Origin of the sequence: Pseudoxanthomonas japonensis (assembly GCF_043632995.1) — a bacterium.
GTDB classification, from domain to species: Bacteria; Pseudomonadota; Gammaproteobacteria; order Xanthomonadales; family Xanthomonadaceae; genus Pseudoxanthomonas_A; species Pseudoxanthomonas_A japonensis.
In genome coordinates, this window is sequence record NZ_CP171632.1 from 3,154,820 (window position 1) to 3,171,302 (window position 16,483).

General features: G+C 68.2%; 20 protein-coding genes and 1 pseudogene. 2 read left to right on the top strand and 19 right to left on the bottom strand.

The window, feature by feature from the left end; translation table 11 throughout:
* Positions 1-126: 126 nt before the first annotated feature.
* The 5 genes from ACGHX3_RS14845 to ACGHX3_RS14865 all read right to left on the bottom strand — a co-directional run bounded on the left by ACGHX3_RS14845 (position 127) and on the right by ACGHX3_RS14865 (position 3,478).
* Positions 127-618: a TPM domain-containing protein gene (locus ACGHX3_RS14845; protein ID WP_394695447.1), complete on the bottom strand. Its 492-nt coding sequence runs from the start codon at positions 616-618 to the stop codon at positions 127-129.
* Positions 618-1,508, bottom strand: coding sequence for a TPM domain-containing protein (locus tag ACGHX3_RS14850; RefSeq protein WP_394695448.1), 891 nt, complete (start codon positions 1,506-1,508; stop codon positions 618-620). Before ACGHX3_RS14850 ends, ACGHX3_RS14845 begins: the two co-directional genes overlap by 1 nt.
* Positions 1,509-1,527: 19 nt before the next feature.
* Positions 1,528-2,175, bottom strand: coding sequence for a LemA family protein (locus ACGHX3_RS14855; RefSeq protein WP_213600635.1), 648 nt, complete (start codon positions 2,173-2,175; stop codon positions 1,528-1,530).
* 159 nt (positions 2,176-2,334) lie between these two features.
* Complete coding sequence (locus tag ACGHX3_RS14860; protein WP_394695449.1) at positions 2,335-3,069, bottom strand: TerC family protein; 735 nt, start codon at positions 3,067-3,069, stop codon at positions 2,335-2,337.
* 28 nt (positions 3,070-3,097) lie between these two features.
* Positions 3,098-3,478 carry a diacylglycerol kinase gene (locus ACGHX3_RS14865; protein WP_213600636.1) on the bottom strand — a complete coding sequence of 127 codons (381 nt, stop codon included), beginning with the start codon at positions 3,476-3,478 and terminating at the stop codon, positions 3,098-3,100.
* Positions 3,479-3,734: 256 nt separating this feature from the next.
* Between ACGHX3_RS14865 and ACGHX3_RS14870 the strand changes: the two genes are divergently transcribed.
* Positions 3,735-4,418, top strand: a complete 684-nt coding sequence (locus ACGHX3_RS14870; RefSeq protein WP_394697303.1) for an SGNH/GDSL hydrolase family protein — start codon at positions 3,735-3,737, stop codon at positions 4,416-4,418.
* A 19-nt stretch (positions 4,419-4,437) separates the two neighbouring features.
* Here the strand turns inward: ACGHX3_RS14870 and ACGHX3_RS14875 are convergent, their stop codons facing one another.
* The 8 genes from ACGHX3_RS14875 to ACGHX3_RS14910 all read right to left on the bottom strand — a co-directional run bounded on the left by ACGHX3_RS14875 (position 4,438) and on the right by ACGHX3_RS14910 (position 12,284).
* Positions 4,438-4,815, bottom strand: coding sequence for a VOC family protein (locus ACGHX3_RS14875; RefSeq protein ID WP_162337801.1), 378 nt, complete (start codon positions 4,813-4,815; stop codon positions 4,438-4,440).
* A complete protein-coding gene (locus ACGHX3_RS14880; protein ID WP_394695450.1) occupies positions 4,794-5,510 on the bottom strand; it encodes an RNA polymerase sigma factor in 717 nt (238 codons plus the stop codon). The genes ACGHX3_RS14875 and ACGHX3_RS14880 overlap by 22 nt, the downstream gene beginning before the upstream one ends.
* Entirely contained in the window at positions 5,511-6,467 is a 957-nt protein-coding gene (locus ACGHX3_RS14885) for an isoaspartyl peptidase/L-asparaginase family protein (protein WP_213600638.1), read from the bottom strand. It abuts the gene before it with no gap.
* A gap of 70 nt (positions 6,468-6,537) precedes the next feature.
* The gene (locus tag ACGHX3_RS14890; RefSeq protein WP_394695451.1) at positions 6,538-7,779 is read right to left on the bottom strand and encodes an ABC transporter permease; all 1,242 of its coding nucleotides are present in this window, start codon (positions 7,777-7,779) and stop codon (positions 6,538-6,540) included.
* Between the two features lie 123 nt (positions 7,780-7,902).
* Positions 7,903-8,628, bottom strand: coding sequence for an ABC transporter ATP-binding protein (locus ACGHX3_RS14895; RefSeq protein WP_394695452.1), 726 nt, complete (start codon positions 8,626-8,628; stop codon positions 7,903-7,905).
* A complete protein-coding gene (locus ACGHX3_RS14900) occupies positions 8,625-10,160 on the bottom strand; it encodes an efflux RND transporter periplasmic adaptor subunit (protein ID WP_394695453.1) in 1,536 nt (511 codons plus the stop codon). Before ACGHX3_RS14900 ends, ACGHX3_RS14895 begins: the two co-directional genes overlap by 4 nt.
* 97 nt (positions 10,161-10,257) lie before the next feature.
* Positions 10,258-11,559, bottom strand: a complete 1,302-nt coding sequence (locus ACGHX3_RS14905; RefSeq protein WP_394695454.1) for a sensor histidine kinase — start codon at positions 11,557-11,559, stop codon at positions 10,258-10,260.
* 23 nt (positions 11,560-11,582) lie between these two features.
* Positions 11,583-12,284 (bottom strand): response regulator transcription factor, encoded by a 702-nt coding sequence (locus tag ACGHX3_RS14910; RefSeq protein ID WP_056879702.1) that lies wholly within the window; start codon positions 12,282-12,284, stop codon positions 11,583-11,585.
* Between the two features lie 128 nt (positions 12,285-12,412).
* Between ACGHX3_RS14910 and ACGHX3_RS14915 the strand changes: the two are divergent.
* Positions 12,413-12,750 (top strand): annotated as a pseudogene (locus ACGHX3_RS14915) (DMT family protein).
* 16 nt (positions 12,751-12,766) lie between these two features.
* Here the strand turns inward: ACGHX3_RS14915 and ACGHX3_RS14920 are convergent.
* From ACGHX3_RS14920 to nudE, 6 genes are all read right to left on the bottom strand, one after another.
* Positions 12,767-13,306: a hypothetical protein gene (locus ACGHX3_RS14920; protein ID WP_394695455.1), complete on the bottom strand. Its 540-nt coding sequence runs from the start codon at positions 13,304-13,306 to the stop codon at positions 12,767-12,769.
* A 7-nt stretch (positions 13,307-13,313) separates the two neighbouring features.
* Complete coding sequence (locus tag ACGHX3_RS14925; RefSeq protein WP_394695456.1) at positions 13,314-13,616, bottom strand: Mpo1-like protein; 303 nt, start codon at positions 13,614-13,616, stop codon at positions 13,314-13,316.
* A gap of 16 nt (positions 13,617-13,632) precedes the next feature.
* The gene (locus ACGHX3_RS14930; protein WP_394695457.1) at positions 13,633-13,956 is read right to left on the bottom strand and encodes a YnfA family protein; all 324 of its coding nucleotides are present in this window, start codon (positions 13,954-13,956) and stop codon (positions 13,633-13,635) included.
* 270 nt (positions 13,957-14,226) lie between these two features.
* Positions 14,227-15,069, bottom strand: coding sequence for a nucleoside triphosphate pyrophosphohydrolase (gene mazG / locus ACGHX3_RS14935; protein ID WP_394695458.1), 843 nt, complete (start codon positions 15,067-15,069; stop codon positions 14,227-14,229).
* Positions 15,047-15,883: a 3'(2'),5'-bisphosphate nucleotidase CysQ gene (gene cysQ, locus ACGHX3_RS14940; protein WP_394695459.1), complete on the bottom strand. Its 837-nt coding sequence runs from the start codon at positions 15,881-15,883 to the stop codon at positions 15,047-15,049. The genes mazG and cysQ overlap by 23 nt, the downstream gene beginning before the upstream one ends.
* Positions 15,880-16,428 carry an ADP compounds hydrolase NudE gene (gene nudE / locus ACGHX3_RS14945; protein WP_162337791.1) on the bottom strand — a complete coding sequence of 183 codons (549 nt, stop codon included), beginning with the start codon at positions 16,426-16,428 and terminating at the stop codon, positions 15,880-15,882. Before nudE ends, cysQ begins: the two co-directional genes overlap by 4 nt.
* Between the last annotated feature and the right edge of the window lie 55 nt (positions 16,429-16,483).

Genomic DNA, 16,483 nt, shown 5'->3' on the forward strand with positions numbered 1-16,483 from the left:
TCCGCTCTACGGCGTCGATATCCATCCAGCCGATGCGGTTGCCGTCGTAGAGCCGAGCTTGCTCGGCTGGGCCCTCACCCGGAACCACCGGCTGTCGAGCGAGCTCCGCGTTACACGGCGCCGGTTTCAGTCCAGCAGGTGCGGCCGGTTGGGCAGTTCGTCCTCGTCCGGCTGCCCGTCGGATTGCGGCCAGTGCATCGCCAGCAGGTCCGATACCGCGCGGATGCCGTTGATGACGGCCTGTTCGGGATGTCCCGCGCGCATCTCCTGCTCGATCAGCCGGCAGACCGCCGCCCATTCCGCATCGCTCACGCGACCTGCCAGGCCACGGTCGGCGACGATCTCGATACGGTGGTCGGCCAGCAGCAGGTAGATCAGCACGCCGTTGTTGGCCTCGGTATCCCAGGTGCGCAGGCGGACGAACACGTCCTGCGCCCGGTCGCGCGCGTCCATGCCGGCCACTACCGCGCCGGGCGGCAGGTTCGATTCCACCGCGAACATCACCTCGCCGCGATGCTGGCGCTCACCCGTCGCAATCGCCTCGGTGATCCGCTGCAGGCTGTCCTCGGGAAACAACCGGCGCGACGAAGGGGCGAACAGATGCCGTAGCAGGCGCATCACCAGCTCCCCGAGGCGCCACCGCCCCCGGACATGCCGCCACCACCGCCCCAGCCGCCTCCACCGAAGCCGCCTCCACCACCTCCCAACCCGCCACCACCCCAACCGCCACCGCCGCCGCCCCACCCACCCCAATCGCGGTGACGCGCGTAGCCACCACCCGTGGAGACCGAAGCAAGCCCGTAAAGCAATCCGAACACGCCGGCGATCCCCGCCGGGATCAGCGACGACAGCAGCAGCGCGACCCCCGCCGCCGCGCCGCCGGTGAACACGCCGCGCAGCCCAGCCGGCGCACGTCCGAACACGCCGCGCACGACCGTCGCCACGATGAACGCCGCGAACAGCGCGAAGAGCCAGTCGGTGCCGCGACCGCTACCGGGCTCGCGATGCGTGCTGACGGGCGCCGGCAGCGCTTCGCCGTCGATCAGCTTCACCAGCGTCGCGGTAGCGTCGACGATGCCGCCGCCGAAATCGCCGGTACGGAACTTGGGCGCGAGGTATTCCTGGATGACGCGGTTGGCGATGGCATCGGGAATGGCGCCTTCCAGTCCATAGCCCGGCTGGATGCGCACGCGGCGATCGTCCTTGGCGACCAGCAGCAGCACGCCGTCGTCCACGCCCTGCCGGCCCAGCTTCCACTGGTCGAAGACGCGCTGCGTGTATTGCTCGATGGTTTCCGGCTGCGTGGTCGACACCATCAGCACCTGCAACTGGCTGCCCTTGCGCTGCTGCAATGCCAGGGACTGCGCTTCAAGCTGCTGCTTCTGCGTCGCATCCAGCGTGCCGGTGGTGTCCACCACCGGCGAATCGAGCGCGGGAATGGGCGCCAGCGACTGCGCCCACGCAGGCGCGACGATCAGCAGCAGGCAGAGCGCCAGCGCGCGGAGCATGGCGGGGATGCGTCGCTGCTCAGTTGTCCGGCGACGGTGCCGGCGGCGGTGTGGGTGCCTGCGGCGTGGCCGGTGCGGGCGGAGGCGTACCGAAATCCACCGCCGGCGCTTCCGAGATCGCAGCTTCGTTCTCGACGGTGAAGTTGGGCTTCTCCTTCGCCCCGGTGATCTTGGCGGTGATCACCTGCGGGAACTGGCGGATATACGTGTTGTAGTCCTGCACGGTCTGGATGTAGCGGCCGCGCGCGACGGTGATGCGGTTCTCGGTGCCTTCCAGCTGCGCCTGCAGGTCGCGGAACGACTGGTCGGACTTCAGGTTCGGGTAGTTCTCGGTCACCACCAGCAGCCGCGACAACGCGCTGGAGAGTTCGCCCTGCGCCTGCTGGAACTGCTGCAGCGAGGCGGCGTCGTCGGCATTGACCTGGATCTGCCCGACGCGCGCACGCGCGTTGGTCACGTCGGTCAGCACCTGCCGCTCCTGCTGGGCGTAGCCCTGCACGGTCTTGACCAGGTTGGGGATCAGGTCGGCGCGCCGCTTGTACTGGTTGAGCACCTCGGACCAGCCCGCCTTCACCGCTTCGTCCTTCTGCTGGATGGCGTTGTAGCCGCAGCCGGACAGCAGCGCGACGAGCAGGACGAGCAACCACAGACGCGACACCTGGCGCATGGCACGACACTCCGTTGAAGGACGCGCCGATTGCAGCACCTCGCCCGTGACGGCGCAAGCGTCATGCGGCGCGGGAGGCAACGCCCACGGACTTGTTACCTGTCCGTGAAAAAGAAGGGCTCCCGAGGGAGCCCTTCGCGATGCGACGTCGGCGTGCGCTTACTCGCGCAGCATGCGCTGGCTGGCGCGCTTCTTCGCCCACAGGTTGAGGCATTCGACCACCGCCGAGAAGCCCATCGCGCCGTACAGATAGCCCTTCGGGATATGCATCTCGAAGCCGTCCAGCAGCAGGTAGGCACCGACGGCCACGATGAAGGCCAGCGCCAGCATCTTGATGGTCGGGTTGTTGTCGATGAACTGGCCCAGCGGCTTGGCCGCCAGCAGCATGACCATCACCGCCAGCAGGATCGCCGCCACCATTACCGGGGTGTGGTTGGCCATGCCGACCGCGGCGATCACCGAGTCCAGCGAGAACACGATGTCGATCACCGCGATCTGCGCGATGACGCCGGCGAACGACACGGCCGGACGCGTATGCACGTCTTCCGAATCCGGTTCGCCCTTCACCAGCTCCAGGATCTCCTTGGTGCCCTTCACCAGCAGGAACAGGCCGCCGACGATCAGCACCAGGTCGCGCACCGAGATACCCTGGCCGAACAGGGTGAACAGATCGGTGGTCAGGCCGGCCAGCCAGGCCAGCGTCAGCAGCAGCATGATGCGGGTGATGCACGCCACGGCGATGCCGAACTTGCGCGCGACTTCGCGCTGGTGCGCCGGCAGTTTGCTCACCGCGATGGAGATGAAGACCAAGTTGTCGATGCCCAGCACGATCTCGATCGCGCTCAACGTGATCAGCGTGATCCACACCTGCGGATCGGTAAGCAGTTCCATCATGGGGGAGTACCTTGGTTCAGATCAAAAGTCAGAGATAGCGGGGCACAAGGATCAGGCCCCAGCACAGCAGCACGTTCATCATCAGCACGAAGACGGCGGCGGAACCCATGTCCTTCGCACGACCGGCGAGTTCGTGGTGTTCGGGGCCGTAGCGCTCGATGACGGCCTCCACCGCGGAGTTCAGCAGCTCGGCCGCCAGCACCAGCAGGCAGCTGCCGATCATCAGCGCGCGCTCCAGCCCGCCCTCTCCCAGCCACAGTGCCAGTGGCGCCAGCACGACCAGCAGGTAGACCTCCAGGCGGAACGAGGATTCGTGGATCCACGCCGCCCGCAGCCCCTGCATGGACCACACGGTCGCCTTGAGGATGCGGCCCGGGCCGCGGGGGAGATGTCCGGTTTCGTCAGCCATGGGCAGGTCGATGCGAAGGAGGTCCCGCATCGTCCCCGGCCGGCCAGGCGGTGCCTGGACCAGCGGGAGGTCGGATCGGGTGGAACCGGCGCCGGTAGCGCGCCAAGACGCGATTTTGCCACAAGGCAGCCCGCGGCCGGTTTGCATCACCGGTCCCGGGCTGGTCCACTGGGGCTGACCGCCCCCGAGGAGCCCTTCCCCCGTGACGTTCCTGAACTCCCTGCGCCTGCCCCTGTCCGCCCTCGCGCTTGCCGCCGTGCTCGCCGCCTGCGCGGGCGGCCCGCCCGCGACGTCCGCCACGCCTGCCGCCACGACAACGGCGAAGACCGCGCCGCGCATTCCGGAGCAGGTTTCCAACGCGGAGTGGAAGAACGACATGCAGCGTTTTGCGGCGGAAGACGCGCAGTCGCCGCCACCGCGCGGAGGCGTGGTGTTCACCGGCAGCTCGTCGATCCGCCTGTGGGACACGCTGGCGCAGGATTTCCCCGGCGTGCCGGTGATCAATCGCGGCTTCGGCGGGTCCGAACTGCGGGACAGCACGTGGTACGCGGACCGCACCATCGTTCCCTACGCCCCGCGGCAGATCCTGATCTACGCCGGCGACAACGATCTGAATTCGGGCCGCTCGCCGCAGCAGCTGCATGCCGACTTCATCGCTTTCGTCGAGCGCGTACGCCGCGACCTGCCGAAGGCGAAGATCGCCTACATCAGCACCAAGCCCAGCCCGTCGCGCGCGCAACTCCTGCCCACCCAGCGCGAGGCGAATGCGCTGGTGCAGGCGGAAGCCACGCGCCTGGGCGTGGATTACATCGACATCTTCACGCCCATGCTGGATGCAGGCGGCCAGCCCAATGAGGCCCTGTTCGTCGAAGACCGGCTGCACATGAATGCCGCCGGCTACGACATCTGGCAGCGCGTGATTGCCCCGTACGTGAAGTGATCCCGTCGCCGCGCCGCGCTCAGTGCCGGCGCGGCGCGCCCTCGTTCTGGTGCAGGCTCAGCACGTTGCCGTCCGGATCGAGGAAGTCCAGCGACAGCCCGCCGTCGGGCGACTCGCTGACCGGCACCACGATCTCCACGCCTTTCGCGGCCAGCGCTTCGGCATGGTCGTCGATGCCGCCCTCGAGACTGAAGACGACGACCGGCGATTCGCCCGCGCGCGCCGGGCGCGGGATGAAGACGAGCGCGAGTTCACCGACCTCGCCCATCGCGAATGGGCCGTCATGTCCGTCCATGGCGTCGATGGGCAGGCCCAGGGTGTCGCGGTAGAACGCCACCGACCGGGCCAGGTCGGAGACGAAGAACACGATGGCGCCTACCTTGCAGTGCGTGAGCATGGGATGTCCTCCTGTGTGATTCCCTTCTGTTGGTTGCCGCGGGAAGGCGATGTGTGAGCACCGGCATCGATCAGGAGCAGGTGCCCATCCGGATCGTGCGTTCCCAGGCCCTCGCCGGCCTGCATGGCGGCCTTCAGCGCACGCCGGGCCAGGCCGAAGGCCAGATCGACGCTGCGTGCAGGGTCGCGCAGTTGCGACAGCGCGATGCTTTCGGCGCGCACCGTCGGGGACTGCGCAGCGAGCGTCTGGCGGATGCGGGTCAGGCGCTGGCGGAATGCGGTGGGCTCGATGCGCAGGATCCAGCGGATCTCGTCCGCGGACAGGCCGTGCAGGGCGAGCACGGCCAGCTGTCGTGCCGAGGGCGGGAGCGTCGCCAGCCAGGGGAGGTGCGTCGCGGCGGGTCCGGATGACGGGTGCGATGCCTCGGCAGCGACGACGTCTTCATGGAGTTCGGCCAGCGCTTCGCGACGGCGCCGACGGACCGCCGTGCGTGCGGCCATCGCTGCTTGGCGACGGAGTACGCCGGAGAGCCAGGGCAGGTCATGGCGTCCGGCGACCATGCCGGCAAGCAGCGTTTCCTGCACCAGGTCTTCCGCTTCGTCCGTACGACGGCACAACCGCAGCGCCTGGGCGCGGAGAGTGCGATAGATCGCCAGCGTCAACGCATCCGCGCTGCGCTCCGACGGCACCGTCACTCAGGTGTCCTGATAGATGGCCGTGCCGCGCGTGCCGTCAGGCCGCACCCAGCCGCGGTACATGCCGCGCGTATTGAGGACCAGCGCCAGGTTGCCGTCGCGGTCCACCGCGATCGCGCCGCCATCGCCCCCATGCTGCGGCACTTCGCCGAGAATCACATCCTCCACCGCATCGCGAAGGCGATCGCCCCGATACGCGATACGTGCGGCGATGTCGTGCGCCGCCGCGTTGCGGATGTAGAACTCGCCCCAGCCGCTGCACGAGACCGCGCAACGCGCGTCGGCCCAGGTGCCGGCACCGATCACCGGCGAATCGCCGACACGCCCCCAGCGCTTGTTGGTCATGCCGCCGGTAGACGTGGCGGCCGCCAGGTGCCCGCGGCTGTCGAGCGCGACCGCGCCGACCGTGCCGAAGTACTTGCCGCGCAGATCGTCGCTGCCCTGCCAGGCCTGCTGCTCGCGCTGTTGCGCATCGCGCAGCTGCGCGCGCCGCGCCTCGGTCGAGAACCAGCCGTTCGGCACGCGCTCGATGCCCGGCTGCGTATCGGCGAACTGCTCCGCGCCGTCGCCGATCAGGAACACATGCGGCGAATCCTCCAGCACGCGTCGCGCCAACCGCACGGGATGGCGCACCGTCATCAGGCCGGCGACCGAACCGGCACGGCGATGCCTTCCGTCCATGATCGACGCATCCAGTTCGTGCCGGCCTTCGGCGGTGAACACCGAGCCGCGCCCGGCGTTGAAGTGCGGCGAATCCTCGAGCACCGTCACCGCGGCTTCGACCGCGTCCAGCGCAGTGCCGCCCGTGGCGAGGATGGCGTGGCCGACATCGAGGGCGCGCGCGAGTTCGGCGTGGATCGCGGTTTCCACGTCGGCCCCCAGGCTCCCCGGCTCGATCACGCCAGCGCCTCCATGGATGGCGAGTGCAAGCGGCCGGCGGGACGAATGCGGGCTCATGGCGCAGGACCGGTGGGCGCAACGGGCGTTCAGCATACTCCCGCCGCTGCGCCACGCCAGTCCTGGCGCATTACTGGGAGCGCAGCGCCTCGATGGGGTCGAGCTGCGAGGCTTTGCGTGCCGGGTAGTAGCCGAAAAACAGGCCGGTGGCGATCGAGAAGCCCGCCGCCAGGCCGATGACCTGCCCGTTCAACGCCACCGGCAGGTCACTGAACTTGCCGACCAGCAACGCCCCGGCCACGCCGATGACGATGCCCAGCACGCCACCGCCCAGCGACAGCAGCATGGCCTCGGCGAGGAACTGCCGGCGCACGTCGCCCGGCCCCGCGCCCACCGCCATGCGCAGGCCGATCTCGCGGATGCGCTCGGTCACCGACACCAGCATGATGTTCATGATGCCGATGCCGCCGACGATCAGCGAGATCGTGGCCACCGCGCCCAGCAGCAGCGACATCAGCCGGGTGGTCGCGGTACGGGTGGCGACGATCTCGGAGATGTTGCGGACGTTGAAGTCATCGTCCTCACCCGGGCCGATCTTGTGCCGCTGGCGCAGCAGCGCTTCCACCTCGCCCTGCACGTAGCCCAGGTCCTTGGCGTCGGCCACGGTCAGCGCGATCTGCTGCACGGCACCCGGTGGCACCCCCATCGACCCCATCAGGCGACGGCGCGCGGTCTCCAGCGGCACCATCATCACGTCGTCCTGGTCCTGCCCGAAACCGCCCTGCCCCTTCGGCGCCAGCGTGCCGACCACCGTGAACGGCACGCGGCCCAGGCGCACGGTCTGGCCGACGCCGCTGTCCTCGCCGAACAGCGTGCGCCGCACGGTCTCGCCGAGGATCACCACCTTGTCGGCGCTGGAGTAGTCCTGCGCATCGAAGCCTTCGCCGTTGGCGATAACCCAGCTGTTGATGTCGAAGAAATCCGCCTGCACGCCCTGCCAACTGGTCGACGCATTGTTCTCGGCGAACACGATCTGGGTGTTGCCGCGCAACGCACCGGCCACGTACTGCACTTCCGGGATCTCGTTGCGGATCGCGTCGACGTCGCCTTCCTTGAGCGTGTAAAAACTGCTGGAACTCATGCGCACGCCGCCACCGCCGGGACCACGGCCGGCACCCGGGCTGATGTCCAGCCGCTGCGAACCTAGGCCGGAGACCAGCTTGTCGATCTCGGCCTGCGTGCCCTGGCCCACCGACACCATGACGATGACGGCGGCGATGCCGATGATCACGCCCAGCGAGGTCAGCGCGCTGCGCATCCAGTTGCCGCGCAGTGCGTGCAGCGCGGTGCGCAGGATGTCGGAGAACTTCATGGTTGGAAGCCGTGATTGGTGATTGGTGATAGGGAATTCGCAAGAGCAAAGCGACCGCAGCCACGCTGCACCGAAATATCGCAAGCTCGTTGGGGAATCGGCCTCATGGCGCCTCCCTTCCAATCACGAATCACGAATCACCTCCTCCTCATGCAGCTCGCCGTCGCGCATCACCAGGATGCGGTCGGCGTGCGCGGCGACTTCGGCGTCATGGGTGATCAGGATGACGGTATGACCGTCGTCGCGCAGGCGCTTGAACAGCGCCAGGATCTCCTCACCGGTCTTGCTGTCCAGCGCACCGGTCGGTTCATCGGCCAGCAGGATCGGCGGCTGGTTGATCAGCGCGCGCGCGATGGCCACGCGCTGCTGCTGGCCACCGGACAGTTCATTGGGCCGGTGGCCGGCGCGCTCGGCCAGACCGACCGCGGCCAGTGCCTGGCGCGCGCGTTCGGCGCGCTCGCCCGGCGGCACCTGCGCATAGCCCAGCGGCATCGCCACGTTGTCCAGTGCGGTCATGCGCGGCAACAGGTGGAAGCCCTGGAACACGAAGCCGATCTTCTCGCGGCGCAGGATCGCCAGCTGCTCGGCGTCCAGCGTGGCCACGTCGATGCCGTCGCACAGGTAGCGGCCGTCGGTCGGCGTGTCCAGGCAGCCGATCAGGTTCATCAGCGTGGACTTGCCCGAACCGGACGGCCCCATGATGGCGACGAAATCGCCGCGGTCCACGCGCATGTCGACACCGCGCAGCGCGACCACTTCCGCCTCGGTGCCGGCGGAATAGACCTTGCCCAGCGCATGCGTCTGGATGACCGGCACGCGGTCGCCGGCGTTCGCGGACGGCGTGCTCATTCCTTCGCGCGCTCGCCCACGACCACCACGTCGCCTTCGTTCACCGCACCGGACACCTCGGTGCTGGTGCCGTCGCTGGCGCCCACGCGCACCTGCACCATGTCCGGCTTACCGTTGACCAGCTTGTAGACCGGCGCGCGCTTGGCGCCGAGCAACGTGCGCAGTTCGCCATCCCAGCGCTGTCTCTGCTGCTCGTCCAGAGTGGCGCGGAACGGCGCAAAGTCCTGCTGCATGCGTTCGGCCATGCGCTGGCGGATCTGCGCCTGCATTGCGCCTCCGCCACTGCTGCTGTTGCCGCCGGGACGCGGGCCGCCGCCCGGCCCACCGAACATGCTCGCACCGCCTCGCTGCTGCGCCTGCGCCGCACGCGCGGCCTGGCGCTCACGCAACGCGGCCAGTGCCGCGTCGAATGCGGACTGCTGTTCCGGCTTCAGCTGCAGGGTGCCGGCGACGCGCACCAGGTCGTCGCTGACGCCACTGCCGCGGTTCTGGCCACCCTGCGGCGCCTGTGCGGCGGCCGTGGCGTTGGCCTCCTCGCCGGTCGGCTTGTAGCGCAGCGCGGCGTTGGAAATCTTGAGAATGTCGTCGCGCTTGCTGACCTCGATCTCGGCATTGACGGTCAGTCCCGGCAGCAGCGTGCCGTCGCTGTTGTCCACACTGACCACCACCGGATAGGTCACCACGTTGCTGGTGGTGGTGGCGGACAGGCGCACCTGCTGCACCTCGCCGCGGAACTGGCGGTCGGCGAAGGCATCGACGGTGAACGAGACCGCCTGCCCGACCTTGACCTGGCCGATGTCGGCTTCGTCGACGGCCAGTTCGATCTTCATCTTCGACAGGTCTTCGGCGATGGTGAACAGCTCCGGCGCCTGCAGGCTGGCCGCCACGGTCTGGCCGGGTTCGATGCTGCGGGTCAGCACCACGCCGTCCACCGGAGAGCGGATGACGGTACGGTCGAGGTTGACGCGGGTGGTCTGGGTGGACGCGGTCTGCTGGCGGATCGACGCCTGCGCGGCGTTGACCTGCGCACGCGCCTGGTCGCGCGCCGCGCGGGCCAGGTCGACGTCGCTCTGCGCGACCAGCTTCTGCGTGCCGAGGTCGGCCTTGCGGGTGTAGTCCAGTTCGGCGTTCGCCAGCGTGGCCTGCGCCTGCTTCAGGCTGGCCTGTGCGTTCGCGATCTGCGCATTGCCCTGTTCGATCTGGGCTTCGTAGGTGCTCGGGTCGATGCGCGCCAGCACCTCACCCTTCTTCACCTCGCTGTTGTAGTCCACCAGCACGTCAGTGACCTGGCCGGAGATCTGGCTGCCGACGGTCACGGTGGAGATCGCGCTGAGCGTGCCAGTGGCCGAGATGGCCACGCGGATGTCGCCGCGCTCCACGGTCGCGGTGCGATACGCGCTCTCGGCGCCTTCGGCCTTGCGCGAGGTCCAGTACCACGCGCCCGCTCCGAGGATGGCGACAACGGCGGCCCCAAGCAGGATCCTGGGCAGGGGAGATGTCTTGCGGGGGGCGATGCGTGCTGGCTGGCTCATGCAGTGAGTCGGCTCGGGGAGTGGGGAGTCGGAAACGGGAACGCGCCGGAGGCTGCCGCGTTGACAGCCCGCGGCACCGGTCAGTTCCCATTATGGATTACGGAACGAAGCGGATCGTCGCCGTAGTCCCGCGACCGAGCTCGCTGTCGAGCTCGATCTTCCAGCCGAATCGGTCGCACAGCCGGCTGACGATCGACAGGCCCAGGCCGCTGCCATGCGGGCGCGTGGGGTCGGCGCGGTAGAACGGTTCGAACACGCGCTGCATCGATTCGACGGACATGCCGATGCCACTGTCCCGCACGATCACGCGATCGGACTCCAGCAGCACGTCGATGCGGCCGCGGTCGGTGTAGGCACAGGCATTGCGCAACAGGTTGCTGACGACCACCTGGAAGACACGCGGCGGTGCGTGCAGGCGTGGGCGTGCATGCAGCGTGACTTCCAGGTCGACGGGTTTGTTGAGCAGCAGCGTGCGCGCGTTCTCGGCCTCGTCCATGACGATGTCGGCCACATCGAAATCCTCGCTCTGCGGCTCGACCTCGGCCTCCCGGGCGAGGATCAGGAACGCGTCGATCACCGCCTCCATGTCGCGGCCGGCGCGCTGGATGCGCTGCAGCGCCCGCGCCACGCGCGGCGGCGAATCCTCGGCCATGCCCATGTCGGTGGCCACGCGGATGACCGTCAGCGGCGTGCGCAGTTCATGGCTGGCATCGCGCGTGAAGTCGCGCTCGCGCGCCACGTGCGCGCTCACGCGCTGCGCCAGTCCGTGCAACGCCGCGGCGAGTTGACGGGCTTCGCCCTGCACATCGTTCGGCAGGCGATCGGCGGCCAGCGCACTGACGTCGGGACGGCGCGGATCCCATTCCGCCACCTGTCGCGCCAACCAGCTGACGGGCGACACCAGCCGCTTGGACGCGCGGTAGGTCAGCCAGGACACCAGGTAGATCGCGACCAGGGTCATGATGATCGGCACGGTGCCAAAATAGAACGCCAGGCGTTCGGCCTGCGAGCGCAGGAACACCAGGTAGAGGCGGCCCTCGGACTGCTCGTCGACGAGCACCAGCAGGTCGTCGTTCTTCAGTTCGTGGAACCCGGGGCGGAGGTCGCGCAGGTTCTCCGGCAGCACCAGGTTGGAATGCCCCTTGAGCACCAGGTAGCCGCGCAGGTTGTACGTGTTCGGTGGCGGCTGCGCGGTGCTGGCGCTGTAGAGCTGCCAGAAGTGGGCGGCCTCCTCCTGCAGCGCCGTGTTCATCAGGCTGTGCTTGATGACGGCGGAGATCAGGTAGACGCCCAGCACGATGGCCAGGCTGACCATCACGGCCTGCAGGATGAAGGCGATCCTGAGTTTGCGGGGCAGGCCGTGGTGGCGCATCGGCGTATCGTCCGGCGGAGTGGCCATGATGCCGCGCGCCGACGCTCAGGTCAGCCGATATCGGCGATACGGTAGCCCGCGCTCTGCACGGTGTGCAGCAACGGCTTGTCGAAGGGTTTGTCGATCACCTTGCGCAGGTTGTAGAGATGGCTGCGCAGCGTGTCGGAATCCGGCAGGCCGTTACCCCATATCTCGCGCTCGATCTCCTGCCGGGTCACCACGCGGGGCGACTCGCGCATCAGGATGGTCAGCAGGCGCAGGCCGATCGGCGACAGCATCAGCTCGGTACCGCCGCGGGTCGCACGCATGCTGACGGGGTCCAGCACCAGGTCGGCGACCTTGAGCACCTCGGCACCCACCTGGCGGCGTTCCCGCCGGATCAGGGCGCGCAGGCGTGCTTCCAGTTCCTGGATGGCGAACGGCTTGGTCAGGTAGTCGTCGGCGCCGGAACTGAGGCCGGTCAGCTTGTCGTCCAGCGTGTCTCGCGCGGTCAGCATCAGGACGGGCGTTGACTTGCGGGCCTCGTTCCTCAGGCGCTTGCACACTTCCATGCCGTCCAGCCGTGGCAGCATCAGGTCCAGGACCAGCACGTCGTAGCTGTTCTCAACCGCCAGGCGGTAGCCGTCGAGGCCGTCGGTGGCGTAGTCGACTTCGAATCCCCGCCCTTCGAGATACTCGCCGATCATCTCGGAAATATTGCGGTTGTCTTCCACGACCAGCACCAGACCCGCGGTTTCCTGACTGTGTCGCATACCGGCTCCTTGAGAGGCTTCAGGTTTGTGAAACTACCGGTCGACCGGTGGACACCGCGTGAAGACGCCCACTGCATTCAGCTGGCAGTTGGGATTACGCTTTGCGTCCTTTCCTCAACGGCCGCGCCATGATCGACCGCATCCTGCCCCTGTTCCTGCTGCTGGCGTCCAACATTTTCATGACGTTCGCCTGGTACGGGCACCTGAAGTACAAGGCTACCCCCTGTTCGTCGCCATCCTGGCCAGCTGGGGCATCGCCTTCTTCGAGTACACCCTGATGGTGCCGGCCAACCGCATGGGCAGCGCCGTGTACTCGGTCGTGCAACTGAAGACGATCCAAGAAATCCTCACCCTGGTGGTCTTCGCCGGCTTCAGCACCTGGTACCTGGGCCAGCCACTGAAATGGAACCACTACGCGGCGTTCGCCCTGATCGTGGGCGCGGCGTTCCTGATGTTCTACGAGTGAGGGGTCGCGAGGCCGCTCATGGGGCATATCCGGCTCGGGCCATCAGCTGCTCGGCGTGTGTCTCCAGCCGCTGTCTGTCCCGCAGCATGTAAGACGGTCCCTGTACGATCGCAACGATGCGCGCCGCCTCGATGGGTGCCAGCGCGCCAAGGGACTTGCCGTGCTCGCGTCGTGCAAGACGGCCCAGGCCCTTGTCGACACCGTTGTAAGCCTGGGATGCGTAGAGCCCGTACATTTCTTCATCGCTGAAATGCATGGGCAGCAGGATCTGCCAGAGCGCTGTTCTCGCTTGCCAGGCCATGGCGGACCGAGAATGGTAGAACTGGCGGACTGCCATCCTGGCCACCGACGGCGCCGGTGATTCCACGCTCGCGTCTATCAGACGGCGGATCAGGAGTGGCGGCGATGCATCCTGGCCATCAGCCTGCGCGAGGATCGCCTCCATGCCGGCTACATGCGGCCTGACCGCCACCAGGTCGTAGGCGAAAAGCCCGGTCAACGGTGCACCGATCAGCAGCGCGACCGCGCGGACGGCGTGCCGGACGACACGGCTCATGCGTCGCTCAGAACCGGATCTTCCCGGTGAGGATGTCCTTGAACATCACCCAGTCGCCGGCGAACGAATAGAACGGATGCTTGAAGGTCGCCGGCCGGTTCTTCTCGAAGAAGAAGTGGCCCACCCAGGCGAAGCCGTAGCCGCAGAACAGCGCGGCGAGCAGCCACCACGCATTCCCCTCGACGATGGCCAGCACCAGCAGCGCGAGCACGCCGCAACTGCCGATGAAGTGCAGCCGCCGCGAGGTGCGGTTGCTGTGTTCGGCGAGATAGAACGGATAGAACTCGCGGAAGCTGGCGAAGCGGCTCATGTCCCCTCCCACAGGGTCAGGCGGCGCGTGGCGCGAACATGATCACCGCCATGCCGGCCAGGCACAAGCCGGCGCCCAGCAGGTCCCAGCGCGTCGGCTTCACCGCATCCACCGCCCACAGCCAGCCGATCGCCATGGTGACGTAGACGCCGCCGTAGGCGGCGTACACGCGCCCGGACGCGGTGGGATGCAGCGTGAGCAGCCACGCGAACAGCGCCAGGCTGGCGGCCGCGGGCAGCAACAGCCACGCGCTGCCGCCCTTGCGCAGCCACAGATACGGCAGATAGCAGCCGACGATTTCGGCCAACGCGGTGACGAGGAACAGCAGCAAGGTTTTCATGCCGACAGCGTAGGGCGGGCCCTGGCCCGCCGCCAGCCCAGGGATCCCGGCAACGCAACGCGTCCGGCGATGCGACCGCTGCCGTCTTCGCACGCGAATCACCGCGCCGGTTCGGTGCGATGTTGCAAGTCGCTGGGTTCCCGCCTTCGCGAGAATGACGGTCCAACGGTGGTCGGGCAGGACAACCGCCCCCCGTAGAGCGGAGCTTGCTCCGCTGCGTGTGCCCTCCCTGCCAGGAACGCCGCGACGGCGAGGCCGAGAAGGCTGACGCTACATGCCTTCGCCTTGCTTGACGCGTCCCCACAGCGCTTCCTGCTGCTCCAGCGACAGCGCAGACATCGTCGTGCCCTCGGCGGCGGCGATCGCTTCCATCGCACGGAAGCGACGCTCGAACTTCAGGTTGGCCCGGCGCAGCGCGCCGCCCATATCGACCTTGGCATGGCGCGCGAGGTTGGCGGCGACGAACAGCAGGTCGCCGATCTCGTCCTCCAGCCGCGCGTCGCGCTCGGGCGATGGCGCGGCGGCGAGTTCGACGCGCACCTCGTCGATCTCCTCGTGCAGCTTGTCGATCACCGGCGCGGTGTCTGGCCAGTCGAAGCCGACCCGCGCCGCGCGCGACTGCAGCTTCACCGCACGCTGCCATTCGGGCAGGCCGCGCGAGACGCCGGCCAGCGCGGACGTGTCTTCTTCGCCCGCGGCCTTGCGCTCGGCGGCCTTGATCGCTTCCCAGTTCACCGTCTGCGCTTCCGCATCCGCGAACGAGGCAGCCTGTCCTGAGCCTGTCGAAGGACCGAACACGTGCGGATGGCGCCGCACCATCTTGTCGCAGATCGCCTCGACGACATCGCCGAAGGCGAAGGCGCCCTGCTCCTGCGCCATCTGCGCATGGAAGACGACCTGCAGCAGCAGATCGCCCAGTTCGTCCTTCAGCGCGGGCAGGTCATGCCGGTCGATCGCATCGGCGACCTCGTAGGCCTCTTCCACCGTGTACGGCGCGATGGTCGAGAAATCCTGCTCCAGGTCCCACGGACAACCGCCGTCGGGATCGCGCAGGCGGGCCATGATGGCCAGCAGCCGCGCGATGTCGCCGTCAGGCGATGCGGGCATGTCCATGGTCGTCGTCCTGCGCGCGCGCCAGCCAGGTGCGCCACGGCAGCGTCATGTCGCCCAGCGCCACGAAATCGCCGTTGAGCAGCGTCTCGCGGCGGTTGTAGCGGAACGCGCGGCCGTCGGGCGCCAGCAGCGCGCCGCCGGCGGCTTCCAGCACGCACTGCGCGGCCGCGGTGTCCCACTCACTGGTGGGACCGAAGCGCGGATAGACGTCCAGCGTGCCTTCGGCGATGCGGCAGAACTTCAACGACGAGCCGAGCGAGACCTCCTCGATGTCGCCCATGCCGTCGAGGAAAGCCTGCGTGCGCGCGTCGCGGTGCGAACGGCTGGCGGCAACCTTCAGCGTGCCGGTGGCCGGCGCACGCGTACGGATCTGCGCATCCACGTCGCCGACGCGGCGGTAGGCGTTGCGGCCCTGGCGCGCGTGCCAGGTCTCGCCGGTCACCGGCGCGTGGACCACGCCGAAGACGGGTTCGTTCTGCTCGATCAGCGCGATGTTGACGGTGAACTCGCCATTGCGCTTGATGAATTCGCGGGTGCCGTCCAGCGGATCCACCAGCCAGTAGGTCGGCCACTGGCTGCGCTCGGACCACGGGATGTCGGCGGCTTCCTCGGACAGCACCGGCCACTGGGGGGTCAACCGGCGCAGGCCATCGATGATCACCTGGTGGGCGGCCATGTCGGCGGCGGTAAGCGGGCTGTCGTCGTTCTTGCGCTGCACGTCGAAGGCGCCCTCGTACACGGCCATGATGGCCTGGCCCGCTTCACGGGCGATGACGATGACGGCTTCGTGCAGGTCGGCGGTCATCTTGGTCATGTCCGCGCGTTCAACCATTCGCGGGCGATGAACAGTGCCGCCAGCGAACGACCTTCCGAAAAATCCTCGCGCAGCATCAGCTGGTCGAGGTCTTGCAACTTCCAGGGCACTACTTCCAACTCCTCGGGTTCATCCCCCGGCAGACGCTCGGGGTACAGGTCTCTTGCCACCACCAGCCAGGACTGGTGGCTCATGTAGGTGGGCGCCAGGGTCAGGGCGCGCAGCACGTCGAGGCGGCGCGCGCCGAAGCCGGCTTCTTCCTTCAGTTCGCGGTCGGCGGCCTGCTCGGGCGTCTCGCCGGCGTCGATGCGGCCCTTCACCAGGCCCAGTTCGTAGCGGTGCATGCCGGCGGCGTACTCGCGCACCAGCAGTACCGTCTCGTCGTCCTGCATCGGCACCACGACCACCGCGCCATGCCCCTGCGAGCGCAGGCGGTGATAGCGGCGGCGCTCGCCGTTGCTGAATTCCAGGTCCAGCTCCTCGACATGGCGGTCCGGCCCATCGGTGCGCTGGGTGATCCCGTGGATGGTCGGCAGGCGGCTCATGCGACGGCGCGGCGTCCGCGCGCACCACGCAGTGCGTGGCGACGGCAGGGGGCGG